13 protein-coding genes are annotated in these 13,867 nt (G+C 65.9%); 8 read left to right on the top strand and 5 right to left on the bottom strand.

Features of this window, described 5'->3' with window-relative positions; all coding sequences use genetic code 11:
* Positions 1 to 30: 30 nt before the first annotated feature.
* A complete protein-coding gene (locus AC1D2L_RS02885; RefSeq protein WP_476844300.1) occupies positions 31 to 657 on the top strand; it encodes a glutathione S-transferase family protein in 627 nt (208 codons plus the stop codon).
* 6 nt (positions 658 to 663) lie between these two features.
* Here the strand turns inward: AC1D2L_RS02885 and AC1D2L_RS02880 are convergent, their stop codons facing one another.
* Together AC1D2L_RS02880 and AC1D2L_RS02875 are read right to left on the bottom strand one after the other, a co-directional pair.
* Positions 664 to 1,515, bottom strand: coding sequence for an HTD2 family dehydratase (locus AC1D2L_RS02880; protein ID WP_476844299.1), 852 nt, complete (start codon positions 1,513 to 1,515; stop codon positions 664 to 666).
* 106 nt (positions 1,516 to 1,621) lie between these two features.
* On the bottom strand, positions 1,622 to 2,746 hold the full coding sequence (locus AC1D2L_RS02875) for a zinc-dependent alcohol dehydrogenase family protein (RefSeq protein ID WP_476844298.1): 1,125 nt from the start codon (positions 2,744 to 2,746) through the stop codon (positions 1,622 to 1,624).
* Positions 2,747 to 2,955: 209 nt separating this feature from the next.
* Between AC1D2L_RS02875 and AC1D2L_RS02870 the strand changes: the two genes are divergently transcribed.
* A complete protein-coding gene (locus tag AC1D2L_RS02870) occupies positions 2,956 to 4,044 on the top strand; it encodes a mandelate racemase/muconate lactonizing enzyme family protein (protein ID WP_476844297.1) in 1,089 nt (362 codons plus the stop codon).
* Between the two features lie 128 nt (positions 4,045 to 4,172).
* Here the strand turns inward: AC1D2L_RS02870 and AC1D2L_RS02865 are convergent, their stop codons facing one another.
* From AC1D2L_RS02865 to AC1D2L_RS02855, 3 genes are all read right to left on the bottom strand, one after another.
* Complete coding sequence (locus AC1D2L_RS02865; protein WP_476844296.1) at positions 4,173 to 5,213, bottom strand: Gfo/Idh/MocA family protein; 1,041 nt, start codon at positions 5,211 to 5,213, stop codon at positions 4,173 to 4,175.
* A gap of 61 nt (positions 5,214 to 5,274) precedes the next feature.
* On the bottom strand, positions 5,275 to 5,937 hold the full coding sequence (locus tag AC1D2L_RS02860) for a GntR family transcriptional regulator (protein ID WP_476844295.1): 663 nt from the start codon (positions 5,935 to 5,937) through the stop codon (positions 5,275 to 5,277).
* Between the two features lie 55 nt (positions 5,938 to 5,992).
* Positions 5,993 to 7,399 (bottom strand): flagellar biosynthesis protein FlgA, encoded by a 1,407-nt coding sequence (locus AC1D2L_RS02855; RefSeq protein ID WP_476844294.1) that lies wholly within the window; start codon positions 7,397 to 7,399, stop codon positions 5,993 to 5,995.
* A 159-nt stretch (positions 7,400 to 7,558) separates the two neighbouring features.
* On the opposite strand from AC1D2L_RS02855, the gene AC1D2L_RS02850 reads away from it, so the two are divergent.
* From AC1D2L_RS02850 to AC1D2L_RS02825, 6 genes are all read left to right on the top strand, one after another.
* Positions 7,559 to 8,596, top strand: coding sequence for a 4-hydroxythreonine-4-phosphate dehydrogenase PdxA (locus AC1D2L_RS02850; RefSeq protein ID WP_476844293.1), 1,038 nt, complete (start codon positions 7,559 to 7,561; stop codon positions 8,594 to 8,596).
* A gap of 63 nt (positions 8,597 to 8,659) precedes the next feature.
* Positions 8,660 to 9,655, top strand: coding sequence for a Bug family tripartite tricarboxylate transporter substrate binding protein (locus AC1D2L_RS02845; protein WP_476844292.1), 996 nt, complete (start codon positions 8,660 to 8,662; stop codon positions 9,653 to 9,655).
* A gap of 111 nt (positions 9,656 to 9,766) precedes the next feature.
* On the top strand, positions 9,767 to 10,255 hold the full coding sequence (locus AC1D2L_RS02840; RefSeq protein WP_476844291.1) for a tripartite tricarboxylate transporter TctB family protein: 489 nt from the start codon (positions 9,767 to 9,769) through the stop codon (positions 10,253 to 10,255).
* Positions 10,256 to 10,285: 30 nt separating this feature from the next.
* Positions 10,286 to 11,803, top strand: coding sequence for a tripartite tricarboxylate transporter permease (locus tag AC1D2L_RS02835; protein WP_476844290.1), 1,518 nt, complete (start codon positions 10,286 to 10,288; stop codon positions 11,801 to 11,803).
* A 16-nt stretch (positions 11,804 to 11,819) separates the two neighbouring features.
* Complete coding sequence (locus tag AC1D2L_RS02830) at positions 11,820 to 12,737, top strand: dihydrodipicolinate synthase family protein (RefSeq protein WP_476844289.1); 918 nt, start codon at positions 11,820 to 11,822, stop codon at positions 12,735 to 12,737.
* A gap of 239 nt (positions 12,738 to 12,976) precedes the next feature.
* The gene (locus AC1D2L_RS02825; protein ID WP_476844288.1) at positions 12,977 to 13,732 is read left to right on the top strand and encodes a hypothetical protein; all 756 of its coding nucleotides are present in this window, start codon (positions 12,977 to 12,979) and stop codon (positions 13,730 to 13,732) included.
* Positions 13,733 to 13,867: the final 135 nt, after the last annotated feature.

Below are 13,867 nucleotides of genomic sequence, written 5' to 3'. Positions count from 1 at the left end.
GGCGTGACACGAGCAAAGCTTGGGGCTCCAATGATCCTGATCGGGCAATATGACTCACCCTTCGTCCGGCGCGTCGGTATCGCGCTGCGCTTGTATGGGCTGCCCTTCGAGCACCGGCCCTGGTCGGTTTTCGCCGACGCCGACAAGGTCCGGGTTTACAACCCGCTGATCCGCGTTCCGACACTGGTGCTGGACGATGGCGAGGTGCTGGTGGACAGCGGCAGCATGATCGATTTTCTCGACAGCCTCGTCCCGGCCGAGCGGGCGATGTTCCCGCGGGACGAGCCGGCGCGGCACCGTGCGATCAAGGTCGCCGTGCTGGCGATGGGGCTCGCCGACAAGGCCGTCAGCCTGTTCTATGAGAGACGACTGCATCAGGAGGTCTCCGAGACCTGGGCGAGGCGGTGCGAGACCCAGATTTTTGCGGTCCTGGCCGCACTGCAGGCTGATTGCGCCGGCATGAGCGGACGCTATTGGTTCGGCGACAGGATCGGCCATGCCGATATCGCGGTAGCGGTCGCGCTGCGTTTCCTGAGGGACGCTCATCCCGGGCTGGTCGACTGGCCGGGCTATCCGGCGCTTGTCGCCCACGCCGGATATCTCGAGGCATTGCCAGCCTTCCGCGAGATCGCCCAGCCCTTCCTACCGCCGGCTTGAGCCTAGTCAGGTCGCGCGGCTGATGCCTTCCATCCGTACCCGGCCGTCGGCTCCTTCCGTCCAGGCCTTGATCGCGCCATCGGGCAGCTGCTTCGCCTTCACCACGAACGGCGCACCCGCAATCAGCGGGCTGAGGCCGCGATAGTCGAGCTTGATCGGCGCTCCACCCGACAGTGTCGCGATGATGTTGAGCATCAGCGTCGCCTGGATCGGTCCGTGAACCACGAGCCCGGTATAGCCTTCGACCTCCGTGACATACGGCTCGTCATAGTGGATCCGATGGCTGTTGAAGGTGATCGCCGAATAGCGGAACAGCAGCACCGGATTGGCGTCGATCTCCCAGGTCAGATCGGCCGGCTGCGGCTCGACCGGTTCGGTTGCCGTTGGAGCGGGCGCACCCGGCAGCGCCGCTTCGCGATAGACGATATTGTGGCGCTCGCGCAGCGCCACGCCGCGCGCTGTGGATATCTCGTGGTCTACGGCGACGAAGCAGAGCGGGCCGCTGCGGCCGTCCTTGTAGGCGATGTCGCTGATGGTCGAGCGGCGGGTGACGAGGTCTCCGACCTGAAGCGGAGCCAGAGTCTCGATGGTCCCCCCGGCCCACATCCGGCGCGGCAGTGGCACCGGCGGCAGGAACTCGCCCTTGGCGGCGTGTCCGTCCTGGCCGATTGCGTGCATCGGCGTGATCGGTGGAGCCAGGCACCAATGCAGGGCGAGCGGTGCTTCGCCGGTCGGGGCCGGCGCGAGATGGGGCGCGAAGGTCGCCTCGAAGCTGCGCATCAGCCTGGGCGTGATGAGGTCGGAGGCCTCTTCGCTCCTGCCGATCCAGGATTTGAGATGGGCGATGTCGATGGTCATGCTGGTTGTCCTTCGGCGCAGTTTCAGCCGTGGCAGATTCGCGACGGTGGCGCCTGGCTTTCGCGCATCCTTGCAGCGTGTGGCGAGGGTGGAGGGGAACGCGGCGCTACATCCTGATGACGTGGCGGATCGTGCGGCCTTCGTTCAGGGCATCGAAACCCGCATTGATCCCGTCGAGGTCGCTGGTGCTGGTCAAGAGCCGGTCTACAGGCAGTTTCCCGCGCAGATAAAGGTCGACGAAGCGAGGGATGTCGCGCACTGGAATGCAGGAGCCGACATAGGAACCCTTCAGCGTTCGCTCCTCGCCGACCAGCTTGACGGGCGCCAGCGACAGCGTGTGGGCGGGGTTGGCGAGCCCTGCCGTCGTCGTGGTGCCGCCGCGGCGCGTGATCTGGTAGGCGAGTTCCAGCGCCTTGACCGAACCCGCCATCTCCAGCCCATGGTCGACGCCGCCCTTGGTTGCAGCCCGGATGGCCTCGATTACGCCGGGATCTCCCGCGTTGAAAGTGTCTGTGGCGCCCAGTTCTCGCGCGAGGGCGAGCTTGTCCTCGGCGAGATCGACGGCGATCACCCGCGACGCGCCACAGGCGATGGCGCCCAGCAGGGCGCTCAGGCCAACACCGCCAAGTCCGACCACCGCGACCATCTCGCCCGCGCGGACCTTGGCCGTGTTCACCGCCGCGCCGACGCCAGTCAGTACCGCGCAGCCGAACAGGGCGGCGATCTCATGGGGAATGTCGGCCTCGATCTTCACCAGCGAGCGCCGGGAGATCACCGCATATTCTGCGAAGGCGGAGACGCCGATATGGTGGTGCACCGGCTTGCCGTCGAGCGAGAGCCTGCGGCCGCCGCCCAGCATCTCGCCGGCGCCGTTGGCGGCATTGCCGGGCTCGCACAGCGCCGGGCGACCTTCGCTGCAGGGCGCGCAATGGCCGCAGGACGGCACGAACACCATGATGACGCGGTCGCCGGGCGTCAGGTCATGTACGCCGGGACCGCATTCGACGACTTCGCCGGCAGCCTCGTGGCCCAGCACCATCGGAACGGGGCGAGGGCGGTTGCCGTCGATCACCGAGAGGTCCGAATGGCACAGGCCGGCCGCGCGAACCTTGACCAGGACCTCGCCGATTCCGGGCGGCGCCAGCTCGACCTCCTCGATCGAAAGCGGGCGGCTCTGCGCATAGGGCGCCGAGACGGGGCTGGCCTTCAGGACGGCGGCGCGCATTTTCACAGGGCATTTCCTCGGACGGTCTTGGGTTGCGCTATCGGGGCCGAACAGGGCCGCTGTGTCAAAGGCGAAATCGGGCTGTCGCGCGCTGGACGGCGTAACCCCCTTATGCGCTGCGCGGACTTGCCGGCCCCTGCGTCATCCCTAGTCTGCGCGCCACAAATCGGCGGCGGCCTCGGGCGAGAACGCCAGCTTGGCTCGGGGAGGGCACTATGGCCAGAATTCAATCGGTTACGTCGGGTTTCTATAGAATTCCGCTGGAGGTCGCGCTCAGCGACAGCATGCATGGCGAGATGACCGCCTTCGAGCTGAACACCGTGCGCATCACCGATGCCGATGGCGCGGTCGGCATGGGCTACACCTATACCTGCGGCCGCAACGGCGCCGCGATCGACGCGCTTCTCCAGCGCGATCTACCGAGTTTGCTGATCGGCGAGGATGCCGACCGCATCGAGCATCTCTGGAACAAGGTCTGGTGGGCGCAGCATTACGGCGGGCGCGGCGGCCCGACGGTGCTCGCGCTTTCGGCCGTCGACATCGCGCTGTGGGACCTCAAGGGCGTGAAGCTCGGCGTGCCCCTCTGGTCGCTGCTCGGCGGCAACAGCGACCGCGTCACCTGCTATGCCGGAGGCGTCGACCTCGACTTCACCCTCGACGACCTGTTGGCCCAGACCGACCGGAACCTCGCCAAGGGGTTCCGTGCCATCAAGATGAAGGTGGGGCGCAAGCGCCTCGCGGAGGACGTCGAGCGCGTCGCGGCGATGCGTGGGCATCTCGGCGACGGTTTTCCGTTGATGGTCGACGCCAACATGAAGTGGAGCGCCGACGAGGCGATCCGTGCTGCGCGCGCCTTCCAGCCCTTCGAACTGACCTGGCTGGAGGAGCCGATCATCCCCGACGACGTCGCGGGCTATGTCCGGTTGGTGCGTGAGGGTGGCGTGCCGGTGGCGGCGGGCGAAAACCTGCGAACGCTCTGGGAATTCAAGCAGTTGATCGCGGAGGGCGGCGTGACCTTCCCCGAGCCGGACGTAACCAATTGCGGCGGCATCACCGCCTTCATGAAGATCGCCCACCTTGCCGAGGCGTTCAACCTGCCGGTGACCTCTCATGGTGCGCATGATGTCACGGTGCATCTGCTGGCGGCGGCGCCCAACGGCTCCTTCCTGGAAGCTCACGGCTTCGGGCTCGACCGCTACATCGCCGAGCCGCTGCGTATCGAGGAAGGGTTTGCGATCGCGCCCAGCCGCCCGGGCCACGGCATCAGCTTCGATTGGAAGGGCCTGGAGGCGCTCAAGGCCTGAGTTTTCATAATACGAGTCACTGCACGGTCATCCCGGGCGCCCGCAGGGCGACCCGGGATTCATTCCGCAACGGTTTCGGAATGGATTCGGGGTCTGCGCTTCGCTCGCCCATGGTGACAGTCTGATCGTCAGTTCGCCACGCTCACCATCCCACCTTCGCGGGCGGCGCGGCCGACGGCCTCGACCACGGCCAGCGTGCGGGCGGCGTCGGCGGCGGTGGTGATCGGCTGCTCGGTACCGCGGATTACCGCGCAGAAATGGCGGATCTGCTCGGCAAGCGGCTCCACGGGCTCGACCGTGCGGCTCTCGTGCAGCAGAGGCTCCCACCAGCCCTGGCGGCCCTCATAGTGCCAGAAATCCATCTTGGGCATCGCCAGCGAGCCCTTGTCGCCGGCGATGAGATAGCAATGGCCGTCGCGCTGCGGATAGGCCTTGTTCTCGCCCGAGCTCAGCTCCCAGCTCCACGGCGTCGGTGTCACGTCCGACACCGTCGCGGTCCCCAGCGCGCCACTGGCGAAGCGGAAGGTCAGGGCGGCGGTATCCTCGACCGCGAAGCCGCGAGTCGCATTGGACGTCATCGCCTGCACGGTGTCGATCTCGCCGCAGATGAAGCGGAGATTGTCGATGTCGTGGATGAGGTTGATCAGCACCGGCCCGCCGCCGACCTCGCGCCGCCAGGCGACCTCGAAATAGTCGTCGGGCTTGCGGATCAGGAAGAGCGAGTTCACGGCGACGAGCCGACCGATCGCGCCCTCCTGCACGATCCTGCGCGCCGCCTTGACGATCGGGTTGTGGCGCCGGTGATGCCCGGCGAGAACCGGCACGCCCGTGCGCGCCTGCGCCGCGACCAAGCGTTGCGCCGCCTCGACGCTTTCGGCCAATGGCTTTTCCACCATGACCGCGACACCGGCTTCGAGGCAGTCGATGGCCCCCGGCACATGCAGCGCGTTGGGCGTGGCGATGATTGCGCCGTCGGGCTTCAGTTGCGCCAGCATCTCGCGCTGCGACGGGAACCAGGGCAGGCCTCGCTCGGCGGCGAGCGCTTTTGCAGCATCGGTCGGGTCGCAGACCGCGGCGCAATCACACTCAGTCGAGGCGTCCAGGCGTTCCAGATGTGCCCGCCCGATCAGGCCGGCGCCGACAAGGGCGATCTTGAGGTGAGCGGTCATAAGGCAGGCCTCGGCTGGCAGAGGGATTGGCTTTCACAGGATGGCGGGGACAGGGCGCCCGTCACAAGACCTCGCGCACCCGCAGCAGCGTCGCGTCCATATGGCGCCCGATCACTTCGGACAGGGAGGCAGCGTCCCGTTTCAGCAACGCGGCCATCATCTCCTCGTGCTCGGCGACAGCGCCTGCCCACTTGACCGGCCCCTCATTGCCGATGAACCGCAGCCGTTTGATCCTGGCCTGCAGCGTCTCGTGCATCTCCATCAGCACGGCGTTCTCGGAGGCGGCGACGATGGCGCTGTGGATCGCCTGGTTGAGCTTGAAATACTCGAGCCGCTCACGTGTTTCGTAGAGCACGAGCATGCGCTTATGCAGGGCGTGGATCGCCTCGATCGTGGCGTCGCTGGCCTGTTCGCAGGCCATGCGGCCGCCGAGTTGCTCCAGCGATTTCAGCACCTCAAGGACCTGGTACAGGTCCTTGGCAGTGAACTTCCGCACGATCGCGCCCTTGGCGGGCTGGATCTCGACGAGACCCTCGCTGACGAGGGTCTTGATCGCCTCGCGGAGCGGCGTGCGGGAGACGCCGAGCTGCGCCCCGACCTGCCCCTCGTTGATCCGCTGGCCGGGTTCGAGCCGGCCCTCGATGATCATGTCGCGCAGGCGCTCCAGCACCTCCTCATGCAAGGTGCGGCGTGTGATCCGGGGATACTCTGCCGCATCGCTCATCGTATCGCTGTCGCTCCTGTCGTTCAGCCGTTTACGGCATGGCGCCTGAAGGCTGTCAATTCGCGGCCGTTTTGGGGCCTCCGAACAGCGCATCCTGGCGTCGGCGCATCGCGAGCAGCCCCGACGCCGGGTCGATCTCGACATCGCCGAGGCGAATGGCGTCGCCGGCCTTGACCGTCCTGACCAGCTTGCGGTCCGCGACCAGGTAGAAGGGGGCAGGGCGGTCCTCGGCCAGCGGTGCCGCCGGACGCACCTCGGCGGCGACGCCGTCGATGTTGTGATGATGGCCGCCCATCGAGAGCACCGTCCCGGCCGGGAAATCGCGCTGGGCGACCGCGACGAGATCCTGCCGCGGCAGGTAATCTTCGCCATAGCCGGAGCGCCCGAGGCCGGCTGCGTCGAGCACGCTTGTCGCGGCTTCGACGCCGAGGAGATGGCGAGGCAGGTAGAGCATCGCCGTGCCGGTGCCGAGGCTCACGACATGGCCCTTGCCAGCCAGCATCTGCCAGGTTTCGTCGTTCTCGCAACGCACCACGATGAACACGCCGCCAGCGAAGCTCGCCTCCTCGGCCAGCCGCAGATGGTGAAAGACATCGATCCGCCGCGTGCCGGAGAGCAGCCCGCCTTGCGCCGTCTCGGCGAACAGCGCGGCGATCTCGGGGATGCGCGCCACGGGCGCGTGGAAGCCCGGCGTATCCGCGAACAGATCTGTCGCGTTCGCGACGAGGGTCATCTCGCAGAGATCCGGTACCGCCCGCAGCGGGAAGGCCTGTCCCAGGATGCGCCCGCGCTCTGCCGCCACCGCGGTGACTGCCCGGCCGGCCGGCAGCCAGTGGTCGCGCAGCTCCGGAAGGGCGCATGTCACGCCATTGCAGGTCACGGAGCCCGCCGCGGCATCGAGCACGAAGTCGTATTCGCTCGACTTGCCAGCCGCGATGATCTCGAGCCCCAGAACTTCGGCCCAGGTCACGAGCGCGATCAGCAGGCTCGGCTGGTCACCATCGACCGGCGTGACCACGACGCCCTTCTTCTGGGCAAGACGCGCCAGCCCGGGGCCGACGACGCTGTCGGCTTCCTTGGAGACCAGGGCGACATGGCGCCCGGCGTCGATCGCCATCAGGCTGTGGCGGGTTGCGGCTTCCGGCCCGCCTGTCGCCTCGACGAGCAGGGTGAAGGGCAGGTCGATCACCGTCTCCAGCGAACCTGCCGCGACGTATTTGCCGGCAGCCCAGGCAGCTTGCGCCTGGGCGGGAGTCTCGCAAGCTGCGATCTCATCAGCGGCGATGCCAGCTGCCGCAAAGGCGCCGGCCGCCGCCTCGGCCGAGATGTCGACGGCAATGCGCGCATTGACCAGCTTCATGCGCCGCGACTGCGTCAGGAAGCTGCGCCCGAAACCGCCGCTGCCGACCAGACAGGTTTCGATCGGCTTGGTGATACCGGCGTAATGCGCGTGGAAATTCATGCAGACATCCTCCCTGGGCACGGCCTTGATCCGACGCACCGGACAGCCGCTGTTGACCCTCCAGTACAACATTAGAATTATGCTGCATACAGCATACTTGTCGCTGCGGGATGGGCATGCTAGCCATTGCGACATCGAAAGAGGCTGGAGAGCGCCCTGATGGAAACCCAGGCCAACGGCCCGTTGCCCGTGATCGCGGTTGCGATAGGCGATCCCTCGGGCATCAGCCCCGAACTCGCGGCTCGCATTCTCGTCGAGCCAGATCTGCGCCATGCGGCACGCTATGTCGTCTTCGGCGACAAGCGCCTGCTCGACCTCGGTGCGAGCGATGCCGGGGTCGATCCCGATGTCCATGTCATCCGCGACGGCGACGCGATCCCCGCTGACGCGGGCAAGCCCGTCTTCATCGACCTCGCCAATCATGATCCCGCCGATTTCCAGCGCGGCAAGGCGACGCTCGCAGGTGGCAAGGCCGCGACCGACAATTTCCGCCGCGCGCTGAAGTTCGCGGCATCCGGCAAGGCCGATGCGGTGTTCTTCACGCCGTTCAACAAGGCGGCGATGCGCTTCGCCTATGCCGGCTATGACGACGAGATCCGCTTCGTGCGCGATGCGATCGGCTTCGAGGGGCCGGCCAGCGAGTTCAACGTGCTCGAGAAGCTCTGGAACTGCCGCGTCACCTCCCACATTCCGCTGTCGGAGGTCGCGCAGAACATCACGCAGGAGCGTATCCTGCGGGCGCTGACCCTGGCGGATGCCAATCTCCGTGCGGCCGGCTTCGAGCCGCCCCGGATTGCCGTGGCGGGGATCAACCCCCATGCTGGCGACGGTGGCAATTTCGGCCGCGACGAGATCGATACGATCGAGCCCGCGGTGCAGGCCGCCAAGGCCAAGGGCTTCACGGTCGAGGGGCCGTTCCCGTCCGATACCGTGTTCCTGCGTGCCAAGAACGGCAATTTCGACGCGGTTCTGACAATGTACCATGACCAGGGCCAGATCGCGATGAAGCTGATCGGCTTCGACCGTGGCGTCACCCTGATCGGCGGCTTCCCGTTCCCTATCTGCACGCCAGCTCATGGCACTGCCTATGAGATCGCAGGCAAGGGCATCGCCAATCTCGGAGCGACCCGCGCCGCGCTGCAACTGGCAATCAAGATGGCTCAGGACGGCAAGGCGAGGAACCGCGCCGCCGCCTGACCCGAATAGCTTCATTCAAGCTGCCGCAAGAGCAGCCATCAAAACCATCAGGGAGACAAACGCATGAAATCACTCAGCATGTCCGTGGCGCTCGCCACCGCTTTCACGATCGGCGGCCTGAGCGCTGCGCAGGCCTGGCAGCCGACCAAGCCGGTCGAGTTCGTCGTGACCTCGGGCGCCGGCGGCGGCACGGATAATTTTGCCCGCATCGTCCAGTCGATCATCACCAAGCACAAGCTGATGGACCAGCCCATCGTCGTCGTGAACAAGGGCGGCGGCTCCGGCGCTGAAGGCTATGTCTACGGCAAGGGTGCCAAGGGTGATCCCAACCGCGTCATCTTCGGCACCAACAACGCCTATCTGCTGCCTTACGTCGCCAAGCTCGGCTACAAGCTCTCCGACCTGACTCCGGTCTCGGCGCTGGCGCTCGACGAGTTCCTGCTCTGGGTCAAGGGCGATGCCCCCTACGCCGACGCCAAGTCCTATATCGAGGCGGTGAAGGCCAAGCCCATGGGCTTCAAGATGGGCGGCAGCCAGTCCAAGGACACCGACCAGACCCTGACCTCCATGATCCAGACCGCCACCGGCGCCAAGTGGATCTACGTGCCCTTCCAGGGCGGCAGCGCCGCCGCGGTGCAGCTTGCTGGCGGCCACATCGACTCCAACGTCAACAACCCCAACGAGAACATCGGCCAGTGGAAGGCCGGCCAGGTGAAGCCGCTCTGCGTGTTCTCGCCGGTGCGCCTGGCCAAGGGCGAAGCCGTGTTCGAGGGCAAGGGCTGGGGCGATGTCCCGACCTGCAAGGAAGCCGGGCTGCCGCTGGAGACCTTCCAGATGCCGCGCACCGTCTGGCTCCCGGCTGAAGTTCCCGCCGACGCCGTCGCCTACTACGCGGACGTGCTGGAGAAGGTCAGCAAGACCCCGGAATGGCAGGAATTCGTCGCCCGCACGGCGCAGACCGGCCGCTTCATGAAGGGCAAGGAGATGACGGACTTCGTCGCCAACGACGAGGCCGCCAACAAGAAGGTCTTCGAGGCCGAAGGCTGGGTCGCTAAGTAAGGCGCCCCGCTCTCGACGTCATCCCGGACAAGTCGCGACGACGCGCAGGGCCGGGATGGCGGCGCGGCTGTGAAACAGCCGCCGAACCCTGCCGGAAAGGACATCCCTGCCATGGTCTCCCGTTTCTGGGCGGAAACTGCGACAGCTCTGGCGACACTGGCATTCGGCCTGGTCATCGTCCACGGGGCCCTCGAGTTCGGCATTGGCTGGGACGCATCGGGGCCGCAGCCGGGCGCCTTTCCGTTCTACACGGGCACCATCGTGGCCCTTGCGAGTCTCGGCACACTCGTGGTGACCCTGGTGCAGCGGGCGCGTGGCAGCGCGATCGTCACCGAGACGTTTCTCGATCGCGAGCGGGCCGGGCGGGTCGCATCCTTCTTCCTGCCACTGGTTGCCTTCGTGGTGATCAGCCATTTCGCGGGCATGTATGTCGCGACGATCGTCTACCTCGTCTACGCCATGCACTTCCAGGGCGGCTATCGCTGGCCCGTCTCGTTCGCGACCGCCATCGCCACGGCTCTGATCTTCTATGTCGTGTTCGAGCGCTTCTTCCAGATCGGGCTGATGAAGGGTCCGCTCGAGCAGATGCTCGGGTTGTGATCCAGCTCCGGCCACGAACGGGACAATCTCATGGATAATGTCGCCTCGTTGATGCACGGCTTCTCGGTCGCGCTGACGACACACCACATTCTGCTGATGATTGCGGGCGTGCTGCTCGGCATCCTGGTCGGGGTCCTTCCCGGCCTTGGCGCGCCGAACGGCGTCTCGCTGATGCTGCCGCTGACCTTCACCATGGACCCGGTCTCGGCGATCATCCTGCTGACCTCGCTCTATTGGGGCGCGCTTTTCGGCGGATCGACCACCTCGATCCTGTTCAATATCCCAGGCGAGCCATCGTCCGTCGCGACGACGTTCGACGGGCACCCGATGGCCAAGCAGGGCAGGGCGACCGAGGCACTCTCCTTCGCCTTCCTCTCGGCGGGGTTCGGCGCCATGGCCGGCGTCATCCTGATCACGCTGCTCTCGGGCTGGGTGGCGAACTTCGCTCTGCGCTTCTCCTCGCCGGAGTATTTCGCGGTCTACTTCATGACCTTCGCCAGCTTCATCGGGCTCGGCGGCTCCTCGCCCTTCAAGTCGATCGTTGCGATGGGCGTTGGCTTCGCACTGGCCTCGATCGGCATGGACTCCGTTTCGGGCAATATTCGCCTGACCTTCGAGTTCGACGTCTTGCTCGCCGGCGTCAGCTTCCTGATCGCCGTGATCGGTCTCTTCGGCATCGGCGAATTGCTGCTGACGATCGAGGAGGGGCTGCGCTTCGAGGGGGTTACCGCCAAGGTGCGGGTTGCCGATGTCCTCAGGACCGCTGCCAAGCTGCCGCGCTATTGGGTTGCGCTGCTGCGGTCCAGTCTCATCGGCATCTGGATGGGCATAACGCCCGGCGGGCCGACCGCAGCGTCCTTCATGAGCTACGCGATGGCCAAGCGCTCCTCGCGCAACCCGGCGAAGTTCGGCAAGGGCGAGCCCGAGGGCGTGATTGCGCCCGAGGCTGCTGACCACGCCGCAGGCTCCGCGGCGATGCTCCCGATGCTTGCGCTGGGCATACCCGGCTCCGCCACGGCGGCTGTGATGATGGGCGGCCTGATGATCTGGGGGCTCAACCCCGGCCCGATGCTGTTCATCGAGCGCCCGGATTTCGTCTGGGGCCTGATCGCCTCGATGTATCTCGGCAATGTCGTTGCGGTCATCGTGGTGCTCGCCACCGTTCCGCTGTTTGCCTCGATCCTGCGCATCCCGTTCTCGATCGTCGCGCCGCTGATCGTGATGATCTGCTTCATCGGCGCCTATACCGTCGCGAGCAAGGAGTTCGACATCTGGGTCGCGCTGATCTTCGGGATCGTCGGATACGTCTTCAAGAAGCTCGATTATCCGATCGCCCCTCTGGTGCTCGCCATGGTGATCGGCGACAAGGCCGAGGACGCCTTCCGTCAGTCGATGATCTTCAGCCAGGGCTCGCTGAAGATATTCTGGTCGAACCCGCTGGTCTCGACGCTGATGGCGATTGGCTTCACCCTGCTGCTCATGCCAGTGATCGGCATGACTTTCCGCCGAATTTTCGGCAAGGCAAAGAGCGCATCCAGCGCCGCCTGAACAACGAGGAACGCTTATGACCACGGCCTACAAGGGCATTTTCCCGATCGCCCCGACCATCTTCCACGAGAACGGTGACCTCGACATCGAGGGCAACCGCCGGGTGATGGACCTGATGATCGATCAGGGCGTCGACGGGATCTGCATCCTTGCCAACTTTTCGGAGCAGTTCCTGCTGACCGATGAGGAGCGCGACCAGGTGATGCGCCTCTCGATCGAGCAGGTGGCGGGGCGCGTGCCGGTCATCGTCACGACCTCGCATTTCTCGACCCGCATCGCAGCCCAACGCGCCAAGGCCGCCGCCGATCTCGGCGCCAAGATGCTGATGATGATGCCGCCCTATCACGGCTCGTTCCTGAAGGCCGACGAGCAGGGCATGATCGAGCATTTCAAGGAAGTGACGGATGCCTGCGGTATCCCGATCATCCTGCAGGACGCGCCGCTCTCGGGCGTGACGATGACCGTGCCCTTCATGGTGCGCCTCGCCAAGGAAGTCCCGCTGGTCTGCTACTTCAAGATCGAGGTCCCTGGCACGGCCAACAAGCTGCGCGCCTTGATCGAGGCCGGCGGCGACGCCGTCGTCGGTCCCTTCGATGGCGAGGAGGCGATCACCCTCATGGCAGATCTCGATGCCGGTGCGACGGGTACCATGACCTCGGCAATGATCCCCGATCTGATCAAGCCGATCCTGGGCCTGCATGCCTCGGGCGATCGCAAGGCTGCGGCCGCGCTCTACGGCAAGTTGCTGCCGATCATCAACTACGAGAACCGCCAGTGCGGCCTGCGCTCGGCCAAGGCCGTGATGAAGGAAGGCGGCGTGATCAAGAGCGAGGCAGTGCGCCATCCGCTGACGCCGCTGCACCCCAAGACCCGCGAGGGTCTGATCGAACTCGCGCGCGAACTTGATCCGCTGGCGCTACGCTGGGGCAAGTAAGCGACACGCACCCTCTTGACCACGGTCGGGCCTGCTGGCCCGGCCGTTTCTGATTCCGGCATGCGCTTCGCCTGAGCTGCCCCGAATGCGTCGCGCGTTGCCGCGCTGATCGTTGCCCTCTCATGCCGGATCGAAGGGTGCCTGTGCCGTCGCGGCTGATATAGCTGCTTGGCAAGTCCGAGGCCGCCTGCGCACCATGACGCAGACAATCCGACACGACGCCGATAGGGAAAACAACGATGCCGACCCCGAATGAAACGCTTCGCGATGCGCTCGTCGCCGCCCGACGCGACAAGACCCTGATCGAGATGACCAGCCTGCCGGTGCCGGGGTCATACAGCGACGGCATGGCGCTCCAGGCCGAGGTCGCCAAGCTTTCCGGCCATGCAGAGGCCGGTTGGAAGGTCTCCCTTGCACCCGACGGCACGCCCAATGCCGGCCTGATGCCCGGCCCCTTCCTCAATCCTGGCGACATCTATGAGGGCGCCATCGGGGCCGAACTGCGCGTCGAGATCGAGCTCGGGCTGCGGCTTGCCCGCGACGTGCCGTTTCGCCCCGACCAGCCCTATACGCGCTCCGAGTTGCTCGGCTACTGCGACAAGGCCTTCCTCGGCATCGAGATTGTCGAAAGTCGCCTCGCCAATTGGGCCGGCGTGGTTCCGCTGGAACTGTGGCTCGTCGACGCACTCGGACATGGCGGCTATTTCATTGGTCCCGACCTCGACATGAAGGTGCTGGACGATCAGTCGGGCCTCGGTTGCTTCATCTCGCTCAACGGCGTCACGATCTATGATCAGCCGGCCGTGCACGGGAACGTCGATCCGATGGTGCCGTTCCTCGCCTGGGCGAACCGCAAGGAGGACGTCATGACCGGCCTGCGTGCCGGACAGGTCGTCACCACCGGCAGCCTCTGCGGCGGCGTGCTCGCGCCCGGCAAGGGCGAGGTCGTGACGAAGCTGAGCCCGCTAGCGACAGTATCCCTGACGCTCCGCTAGATCTGATGAAAAGACATTGTCGATGAGCGCGAGCCCGTCGACAATGCATTTACCATTATCAGACCACAGTTCAGCCTTAGTCGTTGCGTGCTGGTGGCGTCGTTTCGGAGGATGGATGCGGTTGCGTAGGAGGAC

The sequence above is a fragment of the Allobosea sp. P1_B10 genome, from assembly GCF_056406735.1.
This window is presented reverse-complemented; position numbering and strand designations above follow the sequence as displayed.

What these genes read in the sequence shown, in the direction of transcription:
- AC1D2L_RS02880 (WP_476844299.1), bottom strand. Translation starts at nt 1,515, where the DNA reads ATGACCATCGACATCGCCCATCTCAAATCCTGGATCGGCAGGAGCGAA.
- AC1D2L_RS02830 (WP_476844289.1), top strand. Translation starts at nt 11,820, where the DNA reads ATGACCACGGCCTACAAGGGCATTTTCCCGATCGCCCCGACCATCTTC.
- AC1D2L_RS02860 (WP_476844295.1), bottom strand. Translation starts at nt 5,937, where the DNA reads ATGAGCGATGCGGCAGAGTATCCCCGGATCACACGCCGCACCTTGCAT.
- AC1D2L_RS02865 (WP_476844296.1), bottom strand. Translation starts at nt 5,213, where the DNA reads ATGACCGCTCACCTCAAGATCGCCCTTGTCGGCGCCGGCCTGATCGGG.
- AC1D2L_RS02835 (WP_476844290.1), top strand. Translation starts at nt 10,286, where the DNA reads ATGGATAATGTCGCCTCGTTGATGCACGGCTTCTCGGTCGCGCTGACG.
- AC1D2L_RS02825 (WP_476844288.1), top strand. Translation starts at nt 12,977, where the DNA reads ATGCCGACCCCGAATGAAACGCTTCGCGATGCGCTCGTCGCCGCCCGA.
- AC1D2L_RS02885 (WP_476844300.1), top strand. Translation starts at nt 31, where the DNA reads ATGATCCTGATCGGGCAATATGACTCACCCTTCGTCCGGCGCGTCGGT.
- AC1D2L_RS02845 (WP_476844292.1), top strand. Translation starts at nt 8,660, where the DNA reads ATGAAATCACTCAGCATGTCCGTGGCGCTCGCCACCGCTTTCACGATC.
- AC1D2L_RS02855 (WP_476844294.1), bottom strand. Translation starts at nt 7,399, where the DNA reads ATGAATTTCCACGCGCATTACGCCGGTATCACCAAGCCGATCGAAACC.
- AC1D2L_RS02850 (WP_476844293.1), top strand. Translation starts at nt 7,559, where the DNA reads ATGGAAACCCAGGCCAACGGCCCGTTGCCCGTGATCGCGGTTGCGATA.
- AC1D2L_RS02840 (WP_476844291.1), top strand. Translation starts at nt 9,767, where the DNA reads ATGGTCTCCCGTTTCTGGGCGGAAACTGCGACAGCTCTGGCGACACTG.
- AC1D2L_RS02870 (WP_476844297.1), top strand. Translation starts at nt 2,956, where the DNA reads ATGGCCAGAATTCAATCGGTTACGTCGGGTTTCTATAGAATTCCGCTG.